The sequence below is a fragment of the Bordetella sputigena genome (assembly GCF_965137885.1).
Lineage (GTDB): Bacteria > Pseudomonadota > Gammaproteobacteria > Burkholderiales > Burkholderiaceae_B > Bordetella_C > Bordetella_C sputigena.
The window spans coordinates 70315-93109 of sequence record NZ_CBCSCA010000013.1; the positions used below are offsets into that span (position 1 = coordinate 70315).

Annotated in this window: 20 protein-coding genes; 6 read left to right on the plus strand and 14 right to left on the minus strand. The window is 67.5% G+C overall.

Annotation, left to right across the window (positions count from 1 at the left end):
• The first annotated feature begins 282 nt into the window (after window positions 1–282).
• Together ACNA0R_RS22100 and ACNA0R_RS22105 are read left to right on the plus strand one after the other, a co-directional pair.
• Window positions 283–567, plus strand: coding sequence for a DUF4212 domain-containing protein (locus ACNA0R_RS22100; RefSeq protein ID WP_415828220.1), 285 nt, complete (start codon window positions 283–285; stop codon window positions 565–567).
• Window positions 554–2821, plus strand: a complete 2268-nt coding sequence (locus ACNA0R_RS22105) for a VC_2705 family sodium/solute symporter (protein ID WP_415828221.1) — start codon at window positions 554–556, stop codon at window positions 2819–2821. Before ACNA0R_RS22100 ends, ACNA0R_RS22105 begins: the two co-directional genes overlap by 14 nt.
• Before the next feature lie 52 nt (window positions 2822–2873).
• On the opposite strand, the gene ACNA0R_RS22110 is transcribed toward ACNA0R_RS22105, so the two are convergent.
• The 3 genes from ACNA0R_RS22110 to trxB all read right to left on the minus strand — a co-directional run bounded on the left by ACNA0R_RS22110 (window position 2874) and on the right by trxB (window position 5800).
• A complete protein-coding gene (locus tag ACNA0R_RS22110) occupies window positions 2874–3878 on the minus strand; it encodes a Bug family tripartite tricarboxylate transporter substrate binding protein (protein ID WP_415828222.1) in 1005 nt (334 codons plus the stop codon).
• Window positions 3879–4041: 163 nt separating this feature from the next.
• Window positions 4042–4854 (minus strand): Smr/MutS family protein, encoded by an 813-nt coding sequence (locus ACNA0R_RS22115; RefSeq protein ID WP_415828223.1) that lies wholly within the window; start codon window positions 4852–4854, stop codon window positions 4042–4044.
• Window positions 4841–5800, minus strand: a complete 960-nt coding sequence (gene trxB / locus ACNA0R_RS22120) for a thioredoxin-disulfide reductase (RefSeq protein ID WP_415828224.1) — start codon at window positions 5798–5800, stop codon at window positions 4841–4843. Before trxB ends, ACNA0R_RS22115 begins: the two co-directional genes overlap by 14 nt.
• A gap of 43 nt (window positions 5801–5843) precedes the next feature.
• On the opposite strand from trxB, the gene ACNA0R_RS22125 reads away from it, so the two are divergent.
• The 3 genes from ACNA0R_RS22125 (at window position 5844) to ACNA0R_RS22135 (ending at window position 9103) form a co-directional block, all read left to right on the plus strand.
• Window positions 5844–8210, plus strand: coding sequence for a DNA translocase FtsK (locus tag ACNA0R_RS22125; protein ID WP_415828225.1), 2367 nt, complete (start codon window positions 5844–5846; stop codon window positions 8208–8210).
• Window positions 8211–8212: 2 nt separating this feature from the next.
• The gene (gene lolA / locus ACNA0R_RS22130; protein WP_415828226.1) at window positions 8213–8857 is read left to right on the plus strand and encodes an outer membrane lipoprotein chaperone LolA; all 645 of its coding nucleotides are present in this window, start codon (window positions 8213–8215) and stop codon (window positions 8855–8857) included.
• A 63-nt stretch (window positions 8858–8920) separates the two neighbouring features.
• A complete protein-coding gene (locus ACNA0R_RS22135) occupies window positions 8921–9103 on the plus strand; it encodes a hypothetical protein (RefSeq protein ID WP_415828227.1) in 183 nt (60 codons plus the stop codon).
• Between the two features lie 22 nt (window positions 9104–9125).
• Here ACNA0R_RS22135 and ACNA0R_RS22140 read toward each other — a convergent pair whose 3' ends face one another.
• Genes ACNA0R_RS22140 through ACNA0R_RS22150 form a run of 3 tightly spaced genes read right to left on the minus strand, consistent with a single transcriptional unit; the run spans window position 9126 to window position 12980 of the window.
• Entirely contained in the window at window positions 9126–10253 is a 1128-nt protein-coding gene (locus ACNA0R_RS22140) for a CaiB/BaiF CoA transferase family protein (protein ID WP_415828228.1), read from the minus strand.
• Window positions 10254–10288: 35 nt separating this feature from the next.
• A complete protein-coding gene (locus ACNA0R_RS22145) occupies window positions 10289–11278 on the minus strand; it encodes a Bug family tripartite tricarboxylate transporter substrate binding protein (protein ID WP_415828229.1) in 990 nt (329 codons plus the stop codon).
• A gap of 40 nt (window positions 11279–11318) precedes the next feature.
• Window positions 11319–12980, minus strand: coding sequence for an acyl-CoA dehydrogenase family protein (locus ACNA0R_RS22150; protein ID WP_415828230.1), 1662 nt, complete (start codon window positions 12978–12980; stop codon window positions 11319–11321).
• Between the two features lie 113 nt (window positions 12981–13093).
• Here ACNA0R_RS22150 and ACNA0R_RS22155 point away from each other — a divergent pair, with 113 nt between their 5' ends.
• The gene (locus ACNA0R_RS22155) at window positions 13094–13981 is read left to right on the plus strand and encodes a LysR family transcriptional regulator (RefSeq protein WP_415828231.1); all 888 of its coding nucleotides are present in this window, start codon (window positions 13094–13096) and stop codon (window positions 13979–13981) included.
• Between the two features lie 342 nt (window positions 13982–14323).
• On the opposite strand, the gene ACNA0R_RS22160 is transcribed toward ACNA0R_RS22155, so the two are convergent.
• The 8 genes from ACNA0R_RS22160 to ACNA0R_RS22195 all read right to left on the minus strand — a co-directional run bounded on the left by ACNA0R_RS22160 (window position 14324) and on the right by ACNA0R_RS22195 (window position 22711).
• Window positions 14324–14779 (minus strand): RidA family protein, encoded by a 456-nt coding sequence (locus tag ACNA0R_RS22160; RefSeq protein ID WP_415828232.1) that lies wholly within the window; start codon window positions 14777–14779, stop codon window positions 14324–14326.
• Between the two features lie 91 nt (window positions 14780–14870).
• Complete coding sequence (locus ACNA0R_RS22165; protein WP_415828233.1) at window positions 14871–16352, minus strand: N-acyl-D-amino-acid deacylase family protein; 1482 nt, start codon at window positions 16350–16352, stop codon at window positions 14871–14873.
• Window positions 16353–16356: 4 nt separating this feature from the next.
• On the minus strand, window positions 16357–17229 hold the full coding sequence (locus tag ACNA0R_RS22170; protein ID WP_415828234.1) for a MurR/RpiR family transcriptional regulator: 873 nt from the start codon (window positions 17227–17229) through the stop codon (window positions 16357–16359).
• Between the two features lie 57 nt (window positions 17230–17286).
• A complete protein-coding gene (locus ACNA0R_RS22175; protein ID WP_415828235.1) occupies window positions 17287–18303 on the minus strand; it encodes an ABC transporter ATP-binding protein in 1017 nt (338 codons plus the stop codon).
• Window positions 18304–18311: 8 nt separating this feature from the next.
• Complete coding sequence (locus tag ACNA0R_RS22180; protein ID WP_415828236.1) at window positions 18312–19319, minus strand: ABC transporter ATP-binding protein; 1008 nt, start codon at window positions 19317–19319, stop codon at window positions 18312–18314.
• Between the two features lie 3 nt (window positions 19320–19322).
• Window positions 19323–20192 (minus strand): ABC transporter permease, encoded by an 870-nt coding sequence (locus ACNA0R_RS22185; RefSeq protein WP_415828237.1) that lies wholly within the window; start codon window positions 20190–20192, stop codon window positions 19323–19325.
• Window positions 20192–21133 carry an ABC transporter permease gene (locus ACNA0R_RS22190; RefSeq protein ID WP_415828238.1) on the minus strand — a complete coding sequence of 314 codons (942 nt, stop codon included), beginning with the start codon at window positions 21131–21133 and terminating at the stop codon, window positions 20192–20194. The genes ACNA0R_RS22185 and ACNA0R_RS22190 overlap by 1 nt, the downstream gene beginning before the upstream one ends.
• A gap of 21 nt (window positions 21134–21154) precedes the next feature.
• Window positions 21155–22711 carry an ABC transporter substrate-binding protein gene (locus ACNA0R_RS22195; RefSeq protein ID WP_415828239.1) on the minus strand — a complete coding sequence of 519 codons (1557 nt, stop codon included), beginning with the start codon at window positions 22709–22711 and terminating at the stop codon, window positions 21155–21157.
• Window positions 22712–22795 lie beyond the last annotated feature (84 nt).

Genomic DNA, 22795 nt, shown 5'->3' on the forward strand with positions numbered 1-22795 from the left:
GGCATATGCACCAATATGGTGCCTCGTCTTCCCAGGCTTATGCGCCGTCCTAGGGCATACCCCTAGTGTTTCAATCCCGGAGATGGTGCAGAATTCCGTTCCATGCAGGTGAGGAGACAAAAGCCCCATTGAGGGCTAAACCGGGCGGCACCGGTACATAAAAGAAGCTGTATCTAGAAAAGCAAACGCACAACGGCTGGCACCAGGCAGTGCCAGCCGTTGTCGCATTCAGGGTCCGGTTTTCGCGCCCTAGGCGCGGCCGGCGTTCACGTAGGCCCTGCCATGGCGCATACGCCGACTTCGCGAAACGCTGAATCCGTCGACGAACTCCTCCGCAACCGGGCGCGCGCCCCAGGATGGGGACGCAACGTCACGCTCATCCTTCTATTGCTGGCCTTGTGGGCCGTCCTGAGCTTCGTGCCGGCATGGTTCGCGCGCACGCTGCTGTTTCCCGTCGCCGGCTGGCCCTTCGCCTATTGGATGGCCGCCTACGGCGCTCCCTTGGCGTACCTGATCATCGTCGTCGCCTATGCGCGGATCATGAATGGCGCGGATGAGGATGAATGAGGTCGCCGCGCGCGTCTATGTGCTTTACGCCGCCGGCTTTGCGCTGCTGATCCTGGTATTGGGCCTGCTGGAAGTGCTGGGCATGCCGCGCAACTGGATAGGCTATGTCTTCCTGCTGGTGACCTTCAGCCTGTATGCGGGGATAGGCATCGTCTGCCGCACCTCGGACCCCGTCGAATACTACGTCGCGGGCCGCCGGGTGCCGGCCTTCTACAACGGCATGGCGACGGCCGCCGACTGGATGTCGGTGGCGTCTTTCATCGGCGTCGCCGGCACGCTTTACGTCAGCGGCTATGCGGGACTGGCCTATGTGATGGGGTGGACCGGCGGCTATGTGCTGGTCGCGTTGCTGCTGGCACCTTATCTGCGTAAGTTCGGCCAGTACACCTTGCCGGACTTCCTGGGCGCGCGCTATGGCGGGAACCTGCCGCGCCTGGTGGGGGTGGCCTGCGCGGTGCTGTGTTCTTTTACCTACCTGGTCGCGCAGATCTACGGCGTGGGCATCATCACGACGCGCATGACGGGGATTTCCTTCGAGCTGGGGATTTTCCTGGCGCTGGGCGGCATGCTGGTGTGTTCCTTCCTGGGCGGCATGCGGGCGGTGACGTGGACCCAGGTGGGGCAATTCATCATCCTGATCATCGCCTACGTGGTGCCGGTCGTGTGGCTGGCGATCAAGTTCACCGGCATGACGTTGCCGCCCATGGCGGCGGGCGTGGCGCTGGAGCAGGTGGTGCGGCAGGAAAGCCGCCTGCTGGACGACGATGCCGAGCGCGCCGTGCGGCGGGAGTGGCAGGCGCGCGCCGACCGCGTGGATGAATTGCTGCGGACCCTGCCGGGCTCGTGGGTCAGCGAAAAAGCCCGCTTGCGCGACCGGCTGGCGCAGCTGAATGCGGCGGATGCGCCCATGCTGGAAATACGCTCGGTGCAGCGCGAACTGGATGCGTATCCGGTCACGGTGGAAGAAGCGCGCACGCGCTGGTACCGCGACCGCCAGGAATTCCGGGCCCGGGCGCGGCCACCGGTGCCGGCGGTGCAGCCTTATCCCGTCGAGGGCGCCGGCGGCGGCGCCGCAAGCGCGGGGCGTGACGCGGCCGTGGCCGGCTCCGCGCGGGAGGCGGCCAGGTCCGGCGCGCCGGGCGACGCGGACGGGTCGGCCGTCCCGCGCGACGGCCCCGGCACGACTCCCGCGAGCGACGCGGCGCAGGACCCGCTCGCCGGCGGGCCGGCGGCGCGGGATGCGGGCGCGCCGGGCGGATGGGAATCGCAGCGCGCCAACTTCATCGCGTTGGCCTTGTGCCTGATGCTGGGCACGGCGGGACTGCCGCACATCCTGATGCGCTCCTACACCACGCCATCGGTGGGCGCCGCGCGGCGCTCGGTCTGCTGGACCTTGCTGTTCATCCTGTTGCTATACCTGCTCGCGCCGGCCCTGGCCATTCTGGTGAAGTACGTGGTCTACACGCATCTGGTCGGCGCGCGCTACAGCGCGCTGCCCGATTGGGTGGCCGCATGGAGCGCCATCAGCCCGGCGCTGGTGAATGTGGTGGACGTCAATGGCGACGGCGTGGTCCAGCTGGGCGAAATCCACATGGGCGCGGACGTAGTGGTGCTGGCCCTGCCGGAGATCGGCGGGTTGCCCTACGTGGTATCCGGCCTGGTGGCGGCCGGCGGATTGGCGGCGGCGCTGTCGACGGCGGACGGCTTGCTGCTGACGCTGTCCAATGCGCTCTCGCACGACATGCTGTATCGGGTCATCTCGCCCAGGATGTCGGCGGCGCGCCGCGTGATGGTGTCGAAGTTCCTGCTGCTGGTGGTGGCCTTCGCCGCGGCATGGGTGGCGGCGCGGCGGCCGGCCGATATCCTGATCATGGTGTCGGCGGCGTTTTCGGTGGCGGCTTCTTCTTTCTTCCCCGCCCTGGTGATGGGGATCTTCTGGAAGCGCGCCAACAAGTGGGGCGCGACGGCCGGCATGGCGGTCGGGCTGGCGGTGACCTTCAGCTACATGGCGCACAGCCATCCGTGGCTGCGCGAACTGGTGTTCGGCATTCCGCCGACCCAGCCGCTGGAATTGTGGTGGGGCATACAGCCCGTGGCCGCGGGCATATTCGGCGCGCCAGCCGCCTTCCTGACGATCGTCATCGTGTCGCTGCTGACGCCGCGTCCGGATCCCGCGACCGAGGCCTTGGTGGACTACGTCCGCGATCCACGCAGGGCGCCGCCGGGCGAAGCGCGCGGCGCCGGCGGCGCTTGAGCTGGTCCGCGCCGCCAGCTCCGGCACGCCACCCGCGCGCCATCCCCATCGCTTATTCGGCGTGCACGTTCGCTTTGCGCACGACGTCTCCCCAGCGCTTTTCTTCGGACACGATGAATGCCGCGAACGCGTCGGGACCGGCGCCGGATATCTCGCTGGAATCCTGTTCCAGCCGTTGGCGCACCGGCTCCGACGCCAGCGCGGCGTGGCCGGCCTTGTTCAGCCGCGCGATGACCGGCGCCGGCGTGCCGGCGGGCGCCAGCAGGCCGAACCATTGCGAACTCTCGAAGCCGGGATAGCCCGACTCCGCGACGGTGGGCACGTCCGGGATCGCGTCCAGGCGCCGTGCCGAACCCACCGCGATGAGCTTCACCCGGCCGCTCTGGGCCTGCGGCAGCAATCCCGGCAGCCCCGCCGAGGCCGCATCGATATTGCCAGCCAGCAGATCCTGCAACTGCGCGCCCGTGCCCTTGTAGGGAACGTGTACCACGTCGATGCCGGTGGCGGTCTTCAGCATCTCGAAGGCCAGATGCCCCGCGCTGCCGTTGCCGGCCGAGCCGTAATTCAGCGTGCCGGGCTTCGCCTTGGCCAAGGCCACGAAGGACCGCAGATCGTCGGCCGGCACGCGCGCGTTCAAGGCGAACACCATGGGGAGTTTGGCCAGCAGGATGATGGGCGCGAAATCCTTGGTCGGGTTATAGGGCAGGTTGCGCATCATCGCCGGATTTACCGCCAGGGTACCGACGTGGCCCAGGATCAAGGTGTAGCCATCGGGGCGGGCACGAGCGGCTTCCATCGTGGCTATGCTGCCCTGGCCGCCGCCCTTGTTCTCCACCACGACTTGCTGGCCCAGGTCACGCGACATCTCGACGGCCACGGCCCGCGCGATGACGTCCGAACTGCCGCCCGGCCCGTAGGGCACCAGCAAGCGGATAGGGCGGGTGGGATTCCAGTCTTCGGCGCTCGCGGGGCGCATGCCCAACGCAGTGAACATCATGGCGGCCAGAACGAGCAGGCGAACGCCATGCCTGCCGCCGAAAAGGGCGGTATGCAACATATATCTGTCTCCTCTTTGGGATGCGGTCGGTGCCGCCGTCGCCAGCGGCCCGCGCATGATGCGGGGCGGCGGCGGTGCCGTAAAGCGCAAATATTCGGATGACTATTGCGTACCGCGCATCAATCCGCGCAAGGCGGGGCAACGGAATCGGGTTGGTCCCGATTCATCGCCTGGCGTCTTCCAGTTGCCGCAGCAATACCAGCAGCGCGCCCGAGCCGCCTTCGCGCGGCGGGGCTTCGGAAAAGGCGATGACTTCCGGCCTTTGCGCCAGCCAGGTTCGCGCCTTGTCCTTGAGGACGGGGCTCAGGCCTTCGGAACCGTAGCCTTTGCCATGCACGACGCGCACGCAGCGTATGCCGTGTTCCAGGCATTCGTCGATGAAGGACAGCACCGCATGGCGCGCTTGCTCGACGCGCAAGCCGTGCAGGTCGAGTTCGGCGCCGGCCTGCCATTCGCCGCGGCGCAGCTTGCGCGCGGTGTCGGGAGCGGCGTCCGCGCGGACGTAGGCGGTGCCGTTTTCGGACAGCAGATGCGCGACCCCGCCATCGGAAACGCCGGCGTCGGCGCGCCGGGCCGTTTCGCCCAACGCGGCGGCGCGGCGCTGGACGGGGATGTCGGTCGGGTCGGGGCGATGGGTGTGGATGACGCGCGCTTCGGCGCGCAGCGGGGTGACGGTGCCCATTGCCTTCTGGAAGGCGCGCAGGTCGTCGGCCGGATCGGATGGCGGCGCGGCAGTACGCTGCGGCGGAAAGTCCGCGTCGTCGTCGAGGCGATTGCCGCGCGGAAGGGTCGCTTTGCCCCGAGCCTGGTCGTGCGTGGCGCCGGCCGCCGCCTTGCCCTGCTCGCGGGCCTGCTGCGCGGTCCCCCCGGCGGCGGCGCGGCGCGCGGCGGCGGCTTCTTCTTCCTGGCGCCCCAGGGCCTGGGCCTGCTCGCGCAGGCGCTTCAGGTCGCCGAATCCCGCTTTACTGCCCCGCATTCTCCAGCCACCGCTGTGCGTCCAGGGCCGCCATGCAGCCGGTGGCCGCGCTGGTGATCGCCTGGCGATAGACATGATCCTGCACGTCGCCCGCGGCGAACACGCCCGGCACGGAGGTCATCGTCGCCATCCCGGACAAGCCGCTCTTGGTGACGATATAGCCATCTTTCATGTCCAGCTTGCCCTGGAAAATATCGGTGTTCGGATGATGGCCGATGGCGATGAAGGCGCCCGTCGCGGCCAGGTCTTCCGTCTGGCCGGTCTTGTTGTCGCGGATGCGCACGCCGGTGACGCCGCTGTCGTCGCCCAGCACTTCTTCCAGCTCGGAAAACAGCTTCAGCTTCATATTGCCGTTTTCCACCTTGTCCATCAGGCGGTCCACCAGGATGGGCTCGGCGCGGAATTTGTCGCGGCGGTGGATCATGGTGACCGTGCGGCAGATGTTCGACAGGTACAGCGCCTCTTCGACGGCGGTGTTGCCGCCGCCCACCACGACCACGTCCTGGTTCTTGTAGAAGAATCCGTCGCAGGTGGCGCAACCCGATACGCCGCGGCCCATGAAGGACTGCTCGCTGGGCAGGCCCAGGTATTTGGCGGACGCGCCGGTGGCGATGATCAGGGAATCGCAGGTGTAGACGTTGCCCGTGTCGCCGGTCAGGGTGAACGGCCGTTGCGTCAAATCCACGCTCGCGATGTGGTCGAACACGATTTCAGTGTTAAAACGTTCGGCGTGCTGCTGGAACCGCTGCATCAATTCCGGGCCCTGCACTCCTTGCGCGTCGGCGGGCCAATTGTCGACTTCGGTGGTCGTCATCAGCTGGCCGCCCTGCGCCAGGCCGGTGACCAGAACGGGCTTCAGGTTCGCGCGCGCGGCGTAGACCGCCGCGGTATAGCCGGCCGGACCGGAGCCGAGAATCAGCAGTTGGGCATGTTTGGAAGTAGTCATCGGGCACGCTAGGCAAAGTTGATGCCCAATTATAATGAGGCCTATGCCGCGTATTTCAACCGCTTCTCCGCGCGCTTCGCGCAACACGCGCAATGGCCCGTCGCCGTTGCAGATCCGGATTTCCTCTCTACTGCGCGAGGCCAGGTGGATTCTTTTCGCCGCCATGGCGGCCTGGCTGACGCTGGTGCTGGCCACCTGGAGCTCGGCCGACCCGGGCTGGTCGCATTCCGTCCCCGCCGGCATGGTGCACAACAAGGGCGGCACGCTGGGCGCCTACCTGGCTGACATTCTGCTTTATCTGTTCGGTTTTTCCGCGTGGTGGTGGGTGGTGTTGCTGCTGCACCGCGTGCGCGCGGGCTACCGCCGGCTGGCCGGCCATCTGCGCGCGCCAGGCGGCAACGCCGAGCCGCTCCCGCGCGTGCGCTGGGAGCAGGGCGTGGGTTTCGGCATGCTGCTGATCGGCTCCATGGGGCTGGAAGCGTTGCGCCTGTACACGCTGGGGACGCATCTGCCCGGCAGCGCGGACGGCGGCAGCGGCGCCGGCGGCGTGATCGGGCATACGCTGGCGGAACAGCTGTCCAGCGCGATCGGCTTTACGGGCGGCACGCTGGTTTTCCTGGTGCTGGTCGCCATTGGCCTGAGCCTGTTCTTTTCCTTTTCCTGGCTGCTCATCGCCGAACGCCTGGGCGGTTTCATCGAAGGCCTGCTGCGGCGCGCCCGCGCTTCCGTCGACGCGCGCCAGGACCGCAAGCTGGGCGAAGTCGCCCAGGCCGAGCGCACCGAACAGGTCGTGGCCAAGCAGGAAAAGCTGGTCCACGAACAACCGGTACGCATCGAGCCCGCCATTACCGTGGTGCCCAAGTCCGACCGGGTCCAGCGCGAAAAGCAGCAGACGCTGTTCGCGCCGCCGGAAGGCGAAGGCGACCTGCCGACGATCAGCCTGCTGGATCCGCCGCCCGTCATGCAGGAAACCGTGTCAGCCGAGACCATCGAATTCACCTCGCGCCTGATCGAGAAGAAGCTGGCCGATTTCGGCGTCAGCGTGGTCGTCGTGGCCGCGCAGGCGGGCCCCGTCATCACCCGCTACGAAATCGAACCCGCGACCGGCGTCAAGGGCAGCCAGGTGGTGAACCTGGCCAAGGACCTGGCGCGCGCGCTCAGCCTGGTCAGCATCCGTGTGGTGGAAACCATACCGGGCAAGAATTTGATGGGCCTGGAGCTGCCCAATCCGCGCCGGCAAATGGTCAAGCTGTCGGAAATCCTGGGCTCGCAAACCTATCACGCCAGCGCGTCCACCGTGACGATGGCGCTGGGCAAGGATATCGCCGGCAATCCGGTGGTCGCCGACCTGGCCAAGATGCCGCACCTGCTGGTGGCCGGTACCACCGGTTCGGGCAAGTCGGTGGGTATCAATGCCATGATCCTGTCGCTGCTGTACAAGGCCGATGCGGTCCACACCAGGCTGATCCTGATCGATCCGAAGATGCTGGAAATGAGCGTCTACGAGGGCATTCCGCACCTGCTGGCCCCCGTCGTGACCGACATGCGCCAGGCGGCGAACGCGCTGAACTGGTGCGTGGCCGAAATGGAAAAGCGCTATCGCCTGATGAGCAAGATGGGCGTGCGTAACCTGGCCGGCTTCAACACCAAGATACGCGACGCCATCAAGCGCGAAGAACCGATACCGAATCCGTTCTCGCTGACGCCCGACCAGCCCGAGCCCCTTCAGCCGCTGCCCACCATCGTGGTGGTGATCGACGAGCTCGCCGACCTGATGATGGTGGTGGGCAAGAAGATCGAAGAGCTGATCGCGCGTCTGGCGCAAAAGGCGCGCGCCGCCGGCATCCATCTGATCCTGGCGACGCAGCGTCCCAGCGTGGACGTCATCACCGGCCTGATCAAGGCCAACATCCCCACGCGTATCGCCTTCCAGGTGTCGTCCAAGATCGACTCGCGCACCATCCTCGACCAGATGGGCGCGGAAACGCTGCTGGGCCAGGGCGACATGCTCTATATGCCGCCGGGCACGGGGCTGCCGGTGCGCGTGCACGGCGCCTTCGTATCCGACGATGAAGTGCATCGCGTGGTCGAACATTTGAAGGCGCAGGGCGAGCCCAACTACATCGAAGGCCTGCTGGAAGGCGGCGTCGAGGGCGAGACCGGCGACGGCGTGGGCAGCGTGACCGGCTTCACCGACAGCGAGTCCGACCCGATGTACGACCAGGCCTGCGAAGTGGTGCTGAAGCATCGCCGCGCGTCGATCTCGCTGGTGCAGCGGCATTTGCGCATCGGCTACAACCGCGCGGCGCGCCTGCTTGAGCAAATGGAGCAGGCCGGCATGGTGTCCGCCATGCAGTCCAACGGCAACCGCGAAATCCTGGTCCCCGCCGCGGCGCGGGAGGAAGCTTGATCATGCGACTACCACGCAGCCTGGCCGTGCTGGCCTCGACGGCGGCTATTTCCCTGGCGGCCCTGCTGCCCGCGCGGGCGTTCGCCGCCACGGCGCAGGAACAGCTGCATGCCTTTGTCTCGGCCGTGACGGCCGCCACCGGCTCCTTCACCCAAGCCACGTCGGGCGGGCAGCAGTCGCAGCCGCGTCCCGCCCAAAGCGGTACGTTTTCCTTCCAGCGGCCCGGCAAGTTCAAGTGGGCGGTGCAAAAGCCCTACGAACAATTGATCGTGTCCGACGGCAAGCAGGTCTATCAATACGACCCGGACCTGGCGCAGGTCACGGTGCGCAAGGTGGACCAGGCCATCGGTACCTCGCCCGCCGCCATCCTGTTCGGTTCCGGTTCGCTGGAGCAGTCTTTCGACGTGTCGGCGCTGCCGGCCAAGGACGGGCTGGAATGGCTGCGCGCCAAGCCGCGCACCACCGATGCCGGGTTCTCGCGCGTGGACATCGGCTTCAAGGACAACCGGCCGGCGCGCATCGAGCTGCTCGACGCCTTCGGGCAGACCACTCGCGTCGACCTGTCGAACATCGTGCCCAACCCGGCGATCAATGCGCAGGACTTCACTTTCACGCCGCCCAAAGGGGTGGACGTGGTGAACATGTAGGCAGCATTCTTGCTTGGCAATACGCGGGCACCCTTCCCGGGCGGTCCTGATCGCGAGGTGACCATGAATCTCCGGAACAAGCTCTTTTACCTGGCCGCGGCCTGCGTGCTGGGCGCGCTGTTGGGCGGTTGCGCCAACGACGGGCGCTTCGACCATCCCGGCCCGCCGCATCCGGGCGCGGTCAATCCCTGGGCCAGCGACCGAGGCTGGGGCCCGGGACCTAACTATCCGGCCACGGGCCCATAGGGCAAGGCCCGACCTGGCAGGCTCAATCGCTGTCGAAATCCGTGCCCGGCGTCAGCGGCGCGTGGCGGTAGCTGGCCGGCGTGCGGCTCAGCTTGACCGGCGCGCCCAGGCCGCGGTAGTCCGGGCCGATATGCACGACCATTTCCCGATGAGCGGTATGGGGATGGTCGAGCGCGGCGTCCATGTCCAGCACCGGCGCGGCCGGTACGTTGGCCGCCATCAGGCGTTCCACCAGGCTGGCGGCGTCGAAGCCAGCCAGCGCCTCTTCCAGCCGCTCTTTCAGCGCCACCCGATGCGTCGAACGCGCACCCGGCGTGGCGAAGCGCGCGTCCGCGGGCAGGTCCGGGCAGCCCAGGATCTCGCATAGCGTGGCGAACTGCCGGTCGTTGCCGATGGCCAGGAACAGCGGGTCCGTGCCGGTGCGGAAGGTGTCGTAGGGATAGATGTTCGGATGCGCATTGCCGGTGCGGCGGGGCGTGCGTCCGTCCATAAACCAGTTGGCCGCGTGCGGATGCAGCAGCGATAGGCCGCTGTCGTACAGCGCGGCTTCGACGAACTGTCCGCGGCCGCTGCGATGGCGTTCCTGCAGGGCCAGCAGGATGCCGATCACCGCGTTCAGGCCGGTGACCATGTCCACCACCGGCAAGCCCACGCGCAGCGGTTCGCCGCCGGCTTCGCCGTTGACGCTCATGATGCCGCTCATGGCCTGTACCGCGGCGTCGTAGCCGGCCAGCCCGCCCAGCGGTCCGTCGGCGCCGAAGCCCGACACGCGGCACCAGACCAGGCGGGGAAAGCGCCGCGACAGGGCCTCATACCCCATGCCCCAGCGTTCCATCGTGCCGATCTTGAAGTTCTCCACCAGCACGTCGGTGTTTTCCAGCAGTTCCAGCAGGCGTTCGCGTCCGGCGGGCTGGGACAGGTCCAGGTGCTGGACGCGCTTGTTGCGGTTCAAGCCCATGTAGTACGAAGCCACGCCGTCCTTGAACGGCGGGCCCCAGGTGCGAGTGTCGTCGCCTTGCGGCGGCTCTATCTTCAGCACGTCGGCGCCGTGGTCGCCCAGTATCTGTCCGCAATAGGGACCGCCCAGGATACGGGAAATATCCAGGACGCGGATACCGGCCAGCGCGCCGGCGGTGGAAGTGGAAGTCATGCGGGCTGCTCCGGGGCAAGGCCGATTTTCAGGGTTCAATTCAAGGGGATGCCCGACGACTGGATCACCTTGGCCCACTTGGCTTTTTCCTGGGCGATGAAGGCGCCCAGGGCTTGCGGGGAGTGATCGGGCGCGGCTTCCAGCCCTTGCGAGGCGAACAAGGCCTTGACCTTGTCGGAGTTCAGCGCCTGCACGAAGGCCTTGTTCAGGATGGCGATGCGGTCCGCCGGCGTGTTGGCCGGCGCGACGATGCCGAAGAACACGCTGACGTCGTAGCCCGGATAGCCTTGTTCCGCCACCGTCGGCACATCGGGCAGGGCGCGCGAACGCCTGGCCGTGGTGACGCCCAGCGCGCGCAGCTTGCCGGACTCCACGAAAGGCTTGGCCGTCAGCACGTCGGTGAAGCTCATGGCGACGTGATCGCCCAGCAGGTCGTTCAGCGCGGGCCCGGTGCCCTTGTAGGGAATGTGCAGGAAATCCGTGCCGGCCAGCGAGTTGAACATCACACCGGCCAGATGCGACGACGCGCCGGTGCCCGACGACGCGAAAGCCAGCTTGCCCGGGCGGGTCTTGGAATAGGCCACCAGTTCCGGCACGGTCTTGGCGGGAATGCTGGGATTCACCACCAGGATGTTGGGCAGGTAGCCGACGTAGATGACCGGCGCATAGCTCTTGACCGGATCGTAGTTGATCTGGCTGTACAGGCTGGAATTGATCGCCAGCGGTCCGGACGTGCCGAACATCAGCGTGTAGCCGTCCGGCTGGGCGCGCGCCACGAACTCGGCGCCGATATTGCCGTTGGCGCCGGCGCGGTTCTCCACGATCATCGGCTGCGGCAGGTAATGCGAGATTTCCGTGGCCAGGGTGCGGCCCATGGCGTCGGTGGGGCCGCCGGGCGGGTAGGGGATGACCAGGGTCAATGGCTTGGATGGGAAGGTGTCGGCGGCCCGGGCGGGCGCGGCGGTCAGCGTTGCAAGGGTGGCGCAGGCGGCGGCCAGCAGGGTCAGGAAAGCGCGTTTCTTCACGTGTTGTCTCCGTATCGTTGTAGTGGTGCTTTTATTTGGTTCAACGCCACGATGCCGGCGTCTCATCCGGCATCAAGGGGTCCCGGGGCAGCACGCGATGCCGCAGGGCCAGCTGTGCCCAGCGCAGGCGGTCCGCGGAACCTGTGGCGGATGCCTCCCAGCTCATCGCGATCGCGCTGGTGCAGTGGTACAGGGCCGACGCCGCCTGGCGCGCCAGTACGTCGCCGCCTTCGCGCGCGGCGGTTTCGGCCAGCGCGCAGGCGCCGTCCAGCGCCTGCCGCAGCGCCTGCGCATAGGCGGGCGCCAGGTCTGCCTTCTCCAGCAGCGCCTGGTTATGGGCTTTCAATACAGGCAGGGAGTTTTCCCGCTTGACCGCGCGTATCACGTCCAGCGCGACGATGTTGCTGGTGCCTTCCCATATCGATCCCAGGTGCGCGTCGCGCAGCAAACGGGGATCGCTCCATTCCTCGATATAGCCGCAGCCGCCGCGCACTTCCATCGCATCGCCCGTTACCTTGCGGGCGTCGCGGCAGGCGCGGAACTTGATCAATGGCGTCAGGATCCGCAGGAGCGCGTAGGCCCCGGTTTCGCCGGCATCCGACCGGGCCAGCGCCCGGGCGGTCTGGAACACCATGGTGCGCGCCTGCTCGGCCGGCACGCGCAGTTTGTCCAGCTGGCGCCGCATCAGCGGCATCTCGTTCAGGGCGCGGCCGAAAGCGCGCCGTTCGCGGGCGACGAACTCCGCTTCGGCCACGGCGCGGCGCATCAGGCCGGCGGCGCGTACGCCATTGGACAGGCGCGAATTGTTCACCATATCGGCCATCTGTACGAAGCCGCGGCCGGGCTCGCCGACCAGATAGGCGACGGCGCCTTCCAGCCGGATCTCGCCGCTGGCCATGGAGCGCGTGCCCAGCTTGTCCTTCAGGCGGATGATGCGATAGTGGTTGGCGCTGCCGTCGTCCAGCACGCGCGGCAGCAGGAACAGGGAGACGCCTTTGAGGCCGTCCTGCGCGCCTTCCGAGCGCGCCAGCACCATCGCCAGGTCGGCGTCGGGATTGGAGCAGAACCACTTGTCGCCATACAGGCGCCATTGCCCCTGGCCGTCGCGGCGCGCCTCCGTGGCGGTGGCCGCGATATCGGAGCCGGCGCCCTGTTCGGTCATGAACATGGCGCCCTGCGCCAGCTCGTCGAAATCCAGCGAGGTCAGGCGCGGCAGATAGCGCTCGACCAGCGCCGGGTCGCCGAACTTGCGCAGCGTGCGCGTGAGCGAATCCGTCATGGACACCGGACAGCACAGGCCGAACTCGGATTGCACGAACAGATAGGTCAGCACGTACTTGACGATGGGCGGCATGGCGCCTTGCCAGCCCAGGGTCTCGGTGCGGTGCGACATCGCGCCCAGGCCGAATTCGCTGAGCGCCAGCCTTTCCATTTCCACGTAGGCGGGGTGCTTGATGATCCGCTGCTCGTCCAGCCCGCTGCGGCTGCGCAGCTGCAAGGTGGGCGGGTTGTGGTCGGCGATGCCCGCCAGTTCGTCCAGCCGCCCGCCGGCCAGCTCGCCCAGGCGATGGAAGTGCGGCGTCATGTGCCGCAGCAGGTCTGGCGGGAGATACAGCGGCAGCAGCGTGCGCAGTTCTTCGTCGCTGGCGTAGAAGTTGTCGCCCCGGCGGTCCGGCACGGGATGTTGGGCGGCTGGCTGCATGCCGGTGTCTCCTTTTATACGTCTGTGGCGAGGATTCTAGGTGGGCTATCGATAGGTATCCAATATTGCTTATGTCTTGTACGATTCGAAATAAATATCGTCAGCACCATTCGATGGAACTGCGCCATCTCCGCTATTTCTCCGTACTGGCCGAAGAACTGCACTTTGGCCGCGCCGCCGCGCGGCTGGCGATTTCGCAGCCGCCCCTGTCCGTGGCGATACGCCAGTTGGAGGACAGCATCGGCGCGCGCCTGTTCGAGCGCAACAACAAAGAGGTACGGCTGACCGCGGCCGGCGTCGCCATGCGCCTGTCGGCGCGCAAGATCCTGGCGCAGGCCGAAGAAGCGGCGCTGGAAGCGCGCGACGCCGCCGCGGGACTCATCGGCAACCTGCGTATCGGTTTCGTCGGCGCGATGCTGTATCGGGGCCTGCCGCAGGCGCTGCGCGGCTTCCAGTCGCGTTATCCGGGTGTGCGGATCAAGCTGACCGAAATGAACTCCGGCGAGCAGATTACCGAATTGATGCACAACGGCATGGACCTGGGCTTTGTCCACACCAGCCGCATGCCGGAAGCCTTGGAAAGCCGGTTGCTGGTGACGGAGCCTTTCGTGTGCTGCCTGCCGGTGCGGCATCCGCTGGCGCGCAAGCCCGCCGTGCGACCCGCCGAACTGCGCGACCAGCCTTTCGTGCTGTTCGGCCAGGGCGTCTCGCCTGATTATCATGACCGCATTCTGTCGATCTGCGCGCAGGCGGGCTTCCGGCCGCAGGTGCGGCATGAAGCCCGCCACTGGCTGGCGGTCGTTTCGATGGTGTCGCAGGGATTGGGTGTGGCGCTGGTGCCGCAGGCGTTAAGGCATTCCGCCTTGCGCGGCGCGGTGTTCAGACCGCTGGCCGGCGCGAGCGCGCGGTCCGACGCCTACGGCGTCTGGCGGCGCGACGCGCGCAATCCCTTGATCGAGCGCTTGCTGGACGAGTTCGGCGAAACCCCCGGCCAGACTTGATCGGCTTTGCGACGCCGATGCCATCGTTCCCTATCCGCCTTCTATCACGCCCTAAGGGCTTGGATGGCAGGATGCTGCCAGACCCGGGACGCCGAGGATCCGGCTCCGCCGGTCCTCAGGCGTCGCCCCCTTGAGTTCCTTATCCGCCTTCCATCATGCCCTAAGGGCCTGGATGGCAGGAATCGGTGCTGCCAGACCCGGGACGCCGAGGATCCGGCTCCGCCGGTCCTCAGGCGTCGCCCCTTGAGTTCCTTATCCGCCTGCCATCACGCCCTAAGGGCCTGGATCGCAGGAATCGGTGCTGCCAGACCCGGGACGCCGAGGATCCGGCTCCGCCGGTCCTCAGGCGTCGCCCCCTTGAGGGGGAAGCGCGGAGCGCTTCGGGGGTGGGCCTTTATACGCCACGCAATCGATCTCGACCTTGGCGTCCACTACCAGGCGCGTTTCCACGCAGGCGCGCGCCGGCGGGTTTTCGCCGAAGTACGACTTGAACACCTTGTTGAACGAGGCGAAATCGCGCGCGTCCGCCAGCCAGACGCCGCAGCGCACGATGTGTTCGGGGCCGTAGCCCGCTTCGGCCAGAATGGCCAGCAGTTGCTGGATGGCCTTGTGCGATTGCGGCACGATGCCGCCTTCGGTCACTTCGCCGTCGTCCATGGGCACCTGGCCGGAAACGTAAAGCCAGCCGTCGGCCGCCACCGCGCGCGAGAACGGCATATGGCTGCCGCCGCCGCCGGTGCCGCCGGCGGCCCCGTAGCGCGTGATGCCGTTGGCGTCTGGTTTGGGAGTGTCGCTCATGGTGTGCTCCTTGATTTCAGGTGCGGGCGCTATATCGGCGCCCGGCTATCGGAGGGAAGGCGCGGACGCGGGGCCGCCGGCGCCCGCGGCATCAGGCATTCAACAGCGCGAATCCGCCGCGCAGGTCGCCCTGGCGCGGCAGCCAGCGCCCGGCGCGGTCGCCCGTCGCCGCGCCCTGCCAGTAGGAAAGGTCGCCGTTCACCCACACGCCGTCGATGCCCGCCGAGGTCTGCAGCGGCGCGTCGAAGGTGGCGCGGTCGATGACGGTATCCGGGTCGAACAGCACCAGGTCGGCCCAATTGCCTTCGCGTATCAGCCCGCGATCGCGCAGGCCGAAGCGCGCGGCCGACAGGCCCGTCATCTTGTGCACCGCCACGGCCAGCGGGAACAGGCCGACGTCGCGGCTGTAGTGGCCCAATACGCGCGGAAAGGCGCCCCACAGGCGCGGGTGCGGATGCGGGTCGTTGGGCAGGCCGTCGGAACCGATCATGGTCAGCTTGTGAGCCAGCACGCGCCGCACGTCGTCCTCGCGCATGCCGTGATAGACGGCCCCGGCCGGCTGCAGGCGCCGCGCGGCGTCCATCAGCGGCATGTCCCAGTCGCGCGCGATGTCGGCCAGCTTGCGCCCGGCCTGTTCGGGGTGCGGCGTGGACCAGGTGATGTCGATATCGAAATCGTCGGTGACCTGCTTCAGGTCCAGCGTCGAGGAACTGGCGGAATAGGGGTAGCAGTCGCAGCCCACGTGCTGCATGCGGCCGGCGCTTTCCAGGCTGGCCAGCACCTCGGTCGTGCGGCCCCAGTTGCCGGCGCCGGCGCATTTCAGGTGCGAGATCACCACCGGTACGCGGGCATGGCGCGCTACCGCATAGGCTTCCTGCATGGCGTCCAGGATCTCGGCGAATTCGGAACGCAGATGCGTGGTGTACAGGGCGCCGAACTCGTCCAGCACCTGCGCCAGCGCCTGGACTTCTTCCGTGCTGGCGTTGTAGGCGGACGCGTAGGCCAGGCCGGTGCTCAGGCCGATGGCGCCGTGGGCCAGCGCATCGCGCAGCTGACCACGCATTGCTTCGATTTCGGCGGCGGTGGCGACGCGGTCCAGCCGGTCCATGTGGTTGTTGCGCAGCGCCGTGTGGCCGATCAGCGCGGCGACGTTGACCGAGGGCCGCGCGCGATCGACCGCCGCGGTGTAGTCGGCGAACGTCGGATACTGGAAGTCCGCCTCCTGGCCCAGCAGATTCATGGGATCGGGCACCTCGCCGCGCAGGCGCACCGGCGCCGCGCTGATGCCGCAATTGCCCACCACCACGGTGGTCACGCCCTGCGACAGCTTGGGCAGCATGTCCGGCGTGCGGATGACGTTGGTGTCGTCATGCGTGTGTACGTCGATGAAGCCGGGCGCCAGTACGCGCGGGCGGCCATCGGCGCCACGGCCATCGATACGGGCGCGCGCCGGTGCATCGTCGGCCACGCCGATCGCCGCGATGCGGCCGTCGCGCAATGCCACATTGGCCTGGAATTCGGCGGCGCCGCTGCCATCCAGCACGCGGACGGGGCCGATCAGGGTGTCGTACATCGTGTCAATCTCCAAGCGGCAGGCGATTGGGCCCGCCGCGGTATTCGTCCAGCGCCAGCTTGATGCGGCGCAGGCGGTCGCGGGTCTCGTCCTGCCGCGCCATGGCAAGCTCGGTGGCCAGCAGGTCGATGGCCAGCATCATCGCGTAGCGCGATGCCGATGGCTTGTAGATAAAGTCAGTTTCGTCCGTGCGCACCGGGATCACCACGTCAGCCAGTTCGGCCAGCGGCGCGGTGGCGTCCGTCAGGGCGACGATGCGGGCGCGGTATTGCTTGACGATGCGCGCGCCGGACAGTATTTCCGGCGTCAGGCCGGAAGCGGACAGCATGATCACCGCATCCCGCTCGTCCAGCGTGGCGGCCACCATGCGCAGCAGTACGGCGTCGCTGTAGGCCGCCACGGGATAGCCCAGGCGCACCAGGCGCGACTGCGTTTCCTGCGCCAGCACCGCCGACGCGCCGCCCATGCCGAAAACGTAGGTCATGCGCGCGCCGCGCACGATTTCCATGGCTTGTTCGAACAGCGTTTCGGTGTACAGGGGCAGATGCGCGCGCAGCGTGCTTTCGATATCGGCGTAGATGCGGGCGTAGAAGGTGCTTTCTTCCGCGGGCGTGTTGCGGTCCAGGAAGCGCGTACCGACCGCGCTGGCCTGGGCCAGCTTCATTTTCAGGTCGCGCGTATCGTCGCAGCCCACCGAACGCGCGAAGCGCGAGATGGTGGCGATGCTGACGCCGGCCTTGCCCGCCAGCTGGTCCACCGTGGCGCCGGCCGCCATCGCGATGTCGTCCAGGATGGCGTCCGCCACCTTGCGTTCGGTCGCGCTGAGCGTGTCGCGGCAACTGCGGATCTGGTAGACGATGTCGCGGATCTGGGTCATGGCGGATTCTGCTGACGGTGGATGCTGGGTTGTGCGCGCGGCTGCGGCGTATTGTCCTCAGGCCAGCTCGGCGGCCCGCAGGCAGGCCACCATCTGGTCGTCGCCCATGGGCTGCGGCGCCGGCACGGTCTGCGCGCAGGCCTCGATCGCGTGCGGGCAGCGCGTGCGAAAGACACAGCCCGAAGGCGGATCCATGGGGCTGGGAATATCGCCCTTCAACAGGATGCGCTTGCGCGGCGCGCGCGGGTCCGGCACCGGGGCGGCGGACAGCAGGGCGCGCGTATACGGGTGGCGCGGGGCGGCATAGACGCGCCGCGTCGGCCCGCTTTCCATGACCCGGCCCAGGTACATCACCACGACTTCATCGCACAGGTAGTTCACTACGGCCAGGTCGTGGGCCACGAACAGCATGGCCAGGCCCAGGTCGCGCTGCAGGTCCTGCAGCAGGTTCAGCACTTGCGCCTGCACGGAAACGTCCAGGGCCGATACCGGTTCGTCGGCGACGATGAAATCGGGCTCGACCGCCAGGGCGCGCGCGATGCCGATGCGCTGGCGCTGGCCGCCGGAGAACTCGTGCGGATAGCGGCGGGCGTGGTCGGCGTTCAGGCCGACGCGCGTCAGCAGTTCCGCGATGCGGTCGTGGCGGCGATCGCGCGCCAGCTTGTGCGTGTCCAGGGCTTCGCCCAGGATTTCCGCCACCGTCATGCGCGGGTTCAGGCTGGCGTACGGGTCCTGGAAGACGATCTGCATGCGGCGGCGCCAGGGCAGCATCGCGCTTTCGTCCAGGCGGCTCAGGTCGGTGCCGTCGAACAGCACTTTGCCGCCGGTGGCCGGCACCAGGCGCAACAGCGCGCGGCCGGTGGTCGTCTTGCCAGATCCCGATTCGCCGACCAGGCCGACGATGGAATTGCGCCGCACGTCGAAGCTGACGCCGTCGACCGCCTTGACGACGGGCGCGCCGCGGCGCGAGGACGTCGGAAAATGCACGCGCAGGTCCTGCACGCTGAGCAGGGGGCTGGCGTCGCGCGCCGGCGCGGCATTGCCGGCGGCGGCCAGGGGCGGGGCGTCGGTCATGGCGTCCATCATGCGGGAGTCACTTTGATGCAGCGCGCGCGGTGGCCGCCGCGCACGTTGGTCAGTTCGGGCACCGCGCGGGTGCAGGCCTCGCTGGCCAGCTCGCAGCGCGGCGCATAGGTACAGCCGGCGGGCAACGCCAGCACGCTCGGCACGTTGCCGGGAATCGCGCGCAGGCGCTCGCCGCTGGCCAGCAGCGCGTCGGTGGGTATGCAGGACAGCAACCCGCGCGTGTAGGGGTGGCTGGGCCGCTCGAACAGGTCATAGACATCCGCGTCTTCGACGACGCGTCCGGCATACATCACCGCGACGCGATGGGCGATCTCGGCGACCACGCCCAGGTTGTGGGTGATGAACAGAATGCTCATGCCCAGTTCTTCCTGCAGGCGCCGCAGCAGATCCAGGATCTGGGCCTGCACCGTCACGTCCAGCGCCGTGGTGGGCTCGTCGGCGATCAGCACCGACGGGTTGCAGGCCAGCGCCAACGCGATCATCACGCGCTGCCGCATGCCGCCCGACATCTGGTGCGGATACTCGTTGATGCGCCGCTCGGCGGCGGGAATTTCCACGCGTTCGAGCATTTCGCGCGCGCGCCGCAGGGCCGCGGCGCGCGACCCGCCCTCATGCTGCAGCACCGCTTCGGCGATCTGGTCGCCCACGGTGTATAGCGGGTTCAGGCTGGTCATCGGCTCCTGGAAGATCATGGCGATCTCCTTGCCGCGAATATCCTGCATGCGCGCCGCCGATGCGGTCGCCAGGTCGTGCTCCACGCCGGCGCGGTCGCGGAAGCGGATGTGGCCGGCCTCGATGCGCCCGGCCGGCTTGGGCAGCAGGCCCATGATGGACAGGCTGGTCACCGACTTGCCGGATCCCGATTCGCCGACGATGGCCAGGGTCTCGCCGCGCGCCAGGTCGAAGGTCACGCCGTCCACCGATTTGGCGATGCCGTCGCGGCTATGAAACCAGGTCTTGAGTCCTTCCACCGAAAGAACGACGTCGCGTGTGCTTGCCGTCATCGCTCATAACTCCTTGCGCAGGCGCGGGTCCAGCACATCGCGCAGACCGTCGCCCACCAATTGCAGGGACAGCACCGACAGCACGATGGCGATGCCCGGGAAAATCATGATCCAGTCGGCCGAGCCCATATATTGCTGGCCGGCATTGATCATCGTGCCCCAGGTGGGGATGTCGGGCGACACGCCCACGCCCAGGAAAGACAGGCCGGCCTCGGCCAGGATGGCGTAGGCGAAGATGAAAGTGCCCTGCACCAGGATGGGCGACACCAGATTGCGCAGCACGTGCACGGCGACGATGCGCCGTGTCGGCACGCCCAGGGCACGCGCGGCCTCGACGAAAGGAAGCTCGCGGATGACCAGCGTCGATGCCCGCACGATGCGCGCGAGGCGCGGCGTGTAGACGATGCCCAGCGCGATCACCACATTGATGACCGACGGACCCAGCGCCGCCACCAGCGAAATCGCCAGCAGGATGTCTGGAAAAGCCATCATGGCGTCGATCAGCCGCGACACGAACTTGTCGGCGCCGCGGAAGAAACCGGCGATCAGGCCGAGGGCGATGCCCAGCACGCTGGACAGGATCACCACCGCGAAGCCCACGGTCAGCGACAGCCGCCCGCCATAGACCACGCGGCTGAAGACGTCGCGGCCGAAATCGTCGGTGCCGAACCAGTGCGCCGCGCTGGGCGGTTTAAGCCGGTTGATGATAGAGAGCTTGAAGGGATCGTAGGGGCTGATCACCGGCGCCAGCAGCGCCGCGCCGACCAGCACGATGAGCACGATCAGGCTCAGCAGCACGGTCTTGCGCGCGACCAGCAGCCGCAGGACCTGCCAGCGTTCGCCGCCGGCATGCGAGGAAAGAACCATGGCCATCAGTAGCGCACCCGCGGGTCGACCGCCAGATAGAGCAGGTCGATAAGAAGATTGATCAGCACGTAGATCGCGGCGACCACCAGCAAGGCGCCCTGGATCACCGGATAGTCGCGGCGCAATACCGCCGACACCACCAGGCTGCCGACGCCGGGCAGGCCGAAGACTGTTTCAGTGACGACCGCGCCGCTGACCAGCAGCGCCGTGGTCAGGCCCAGCACCGTCAGGATCGGAATCAGGGCGTTGCGCACGGCGTGCTTGATGATGACCTTGCGTTCCGGCAGGCCCTTGGCCCGGGCGGTGCGCACATAGTCATCGCGCAGCACGTCCAGCATGCTGGCGCGGATGAAACGGGTGATCAGCGCCGAATTCACCAGGCCGAGCACCACGGCGGGCAGGACCAGATGGCTGAGCCGCGTGCCGAACGACGCATCCGGCCCGCCGTAGCCCGACACCGGCAGCCAGCCCAGCTTCACCGCGAACACCTGCATCAGCAGCAGGCCGAGCCAGAAGCTGGGGACGCTGGAGGTGAACATGGAAAAGCTCAACACCGACTGGTCCAGCGCGGTCCCCCGTTTGACGGCGGACAGTATGCCCACCGGCAAGGCTATGAGCGTCGCGATGATCAGCGACATCAGCGTCAGCCAGAACGTCGGCTCGGCGCGGTCGGCCAGCGCCGACAGCACCGGCTTGTTCAGGAAGATGGACTGGCCCAGATCGCCGCGCGCCAGCTGGCCCAGCCAGGTCACGTATTGCACCGGCAGCGGCCGGTCCAGGCCCAGCCGCGTGCGCAGCGCGGCGATATCCTGCTGGCTGGCTTCCGGGCCCAGCATCACCGCGGCCGGGTCGCCGGGCGTGATCCGGATGATCACGAAGACGATCGTGGCCACCAGGAACATCACGGCGACCAGGCCGAGCAGGCGGTTGAAAAGATAGGACAACACAGGCAATCCTCGATGCGTCGCTTACTTCGACGCCTTCCACGCATTCCAGAAGTAGGGCCACGGCGCCGGCGTCACGCCTTGCAGCGCGGGCGACTTGGCGGCCACCGCGTTGAAGTCACCCACCTTGATGAAGGGCACTTCATCGAAAATCGCCTGCTGCACGTCGCCCCACAGCTTGACGCGCTCTTGCTGCGACGTGGCGCGGTTGAAGGCGTCCAGCACCTGGTTGCGGCGCGGCGTGTCCCACCATCCCGGCGAGTTCTTCGACGGGAAGTCGATCAGCGCGGGCTCGGGCAGGAAGGGGCTGTGCGTAATGAAGATGTCCCACAGGGCCGGGTCCTGGCGGCGCTGCGTCAGCGTGGCCCAGTCGACGACTTGCATATCGACCTTGAAGCCGGCCTGCTTCAGGTATTCGGCCGCGACCAGGGCCATCTTGTAGTGGAACTCGTATTGCTGGCTGGTCAGGATGCGGATGGTGCGATCGGGAATGCCGGCGGCGGCGATCAGCTTCTTGGCGCCGTCCGCATCGCCCTTGTTGTAGGCCTGGGTGCCGCGATCGGTGTACCAGGGATAGCCCTTGGGATACATGGCGCCGTCGACGGTGTAGTAATCGGTGCTGCCGAAGGCGGCGGCCAGCATGTCTTCCTCGTTCAGCGCCATCTGCACGGCCTGGCGCATCTTCAGGTTGGACATGATGCCTTGCTTGGTATTCATCACCAGGCGCGGCCAGCCGAAGGGCTTGAGCAGTACGGCCTGAGATTGCCCGGACTTCAGCTTGCCGGCCGATTCCACCGCGATGGAGTCGACGTAGTCGTACTGGCCGGCCACGGCGCTTTCCAGGCGCGTATTGGCGTTGGGCACCGGGACGAAACGGATTTCGTCCAGGTTCTGCTCGCGCGCGCCGCCATAGCCGTCGGGCTGGCCGCCGCGCGACTTGTAGCCGGGAAAGCGCACCAGCTGCAGGTATTGATCGGGCACGCGCGCCTTCACCATATAGGGGCCGGTGCCGATGTACTCGGTGATCGTCGCGGCGATCTTGCTCTTGGGCATGATGGCGGCGGCGGCGTTGTTCATGGCCAGCAGGGCCGTCAGCGGGGCGTAGGGCTGGGTCAGCGTGATGCGCACCGTGTGATCGTCGGCGGCCTCGATGGCCTTGATCAGCGGCGCCGTCGCCTTGCCGCGCGATGCCGTCGTGGTCCAGCGTTGCAGCGAGGCGATCACGTCGTCCACCGTCATCTTGCTGCCGTCATGGAAGCTGACGTCGGTGCGGATGGGAATGGTCACGGTCAGGCCGTCGGCGCTGACGGTGGGCAGCGCCTGCGCCAGCAGCGGCGTCACGTTCCACTTGGCGTCGAAGGTGTACAGGGTTTCGTAGATGTGCTGGCTGATGATGCCGACCAGGTCCGCCGTGCTGGCCATGGGGTCCAGCGTAGGCGGCTCGCCTATGGTGGCGACGGAAATCGTGCCGCCCTTGACGGGCGCGGCGTGCAGGGGCGCGCCCAGGGCGGCCACGCCCAGCGCGGCGGCCAGCAACAAGGTTTTCAGCCCGTCGCGGCGACGGGAGACCAATGCGTTCATCGAGTGTGCTCCAGAAGTTCTAGGCGGAGGCGCCGCCGGACGGAAACTGCGTGTGGAATAAGGAAACTCGTTCGCGATGCCGGC